The organism is Variovorax sp. P4_D9 (genome assembly GCF_056401695.1).
Genome location: NZ_JBFUIU010001534.1, coordinates 1 through 1,113, shown reverse-complemented (window position 1 = coordinate 1,113; position 1,113 = coordinate 1). Strand labels below are relative to the sequence as shown.

2 pseudogenes are annotated in these 1,113 nt (G+C 63.8%); one reads left to right on the top strand and one right to left on the bottom strand.

The annotated features are described in order from the left end of the window. Positions 1 to 242 precede the first annotated feature (242 nt). Positions 243 to 492: pseudogene (locus tag AC1DY5_RS56680) on the top strand (IS30 family transposase); the annotation flags it as partial. Between the two features lie 53 nt (positions 493 to 545). Here AC1DY5_RS56680 and AC1DY5_RS56675 read toward each other — a convergent pair. Then, positions 546 to 1,113 (bottom strand): annotated as a pseudogene (locus tag AC1DY5_RS56675) (IS6 family transposase); the annotation flags it as partial.

Below are 1,113 nucleotides of genomic sequence, written 5' to 3'. Positions count from 1 at the left end.
GCGCTGATGGCCCAACAGCTAAAGTAAGTGCCATTCCACCTAAACGGATTCGAGGCATCGATGAAGCTGTTTGAGATCGCCACACCTGATCCAGCACTTGCGGCGCTGGTTGGCCGCTTGGAGCTCCCGAAACGGCGCCTGGCCGGGAGGGTCCAGTCGTCCGGGGGAACGACGCGCGCAGCCAGGGGCGGCGCCAGGGCCGCACGGCCGACGCGCAAGCTCGACATGCAGGGCAGAGCGTGGTGCTCACCCTGCTGAACTGGAAGTGGTCGCCCCAGGAGATCGCAGGTACCCTCAAGCGCGTCTTCCCCAACGAGCCCGAGCGCCACGTGTCCCACGAAACCATCTACGGCCATCTACGCGCAGCCGCGCGGCGAGCTGCGACGCCAGCTCATCGCCTGCCTGCGCCGCGGGCGCAGCACGCGCATGCCGCGCTCCCGAGGCGACGATCGCCGTGGCCAGATCCCGGACATGGTGAGCATCCACGTGCGCCGGTTCTGTCAATAGCAGTGCCGGGCCAAGTAAGTTCGCGTTGTTCGAGTTGCTCAGCAAGCCAGCGMGTAGAACTTCGTTGCTGCGGACGAGGCTTGGCCTTCGAGACATTCCATCTGCCCCTTCCTGATCATGTGCATCGTCTCGATGCCGGCAATGAGCGCTCGCGCGCAGCGGAAAAACTTGAAGCCGAGCATCGGCCGCACGATGCGTTTGACGGCCCGATGGTCTTGCTCGACGATGTTGTTGAGGTACTTCGACTGGCGCATGTCGATGGGCGCACCGGAGTCGGCCTGCATGCTTTGAATGGCGGCCGTGTTGGCACCGCTTTTGTCGATGGTGATCTTCTCCGGCACACGGTGCAGGCCGATGGCCTGCTCAAAAAGCATCGTGCGGCTGCGTGATCTCGCTTGGCACGAAGCAGGAAGTCGATCGTATCGCCGTCGCGATCGACGGCCCGGTACAGATACTTCCACTGGCCAGCGACCTTGATGTAGTTCTCGTCCATCCGCCAACTCGCGCCCACGGGACGCTTGCATCGGCGAAACACCGCTGCGAGCACCGGCAGGATCTTGATCGACCAGCGATGAACCGTCGCGTGATCGACGAGCACGCCGCGCT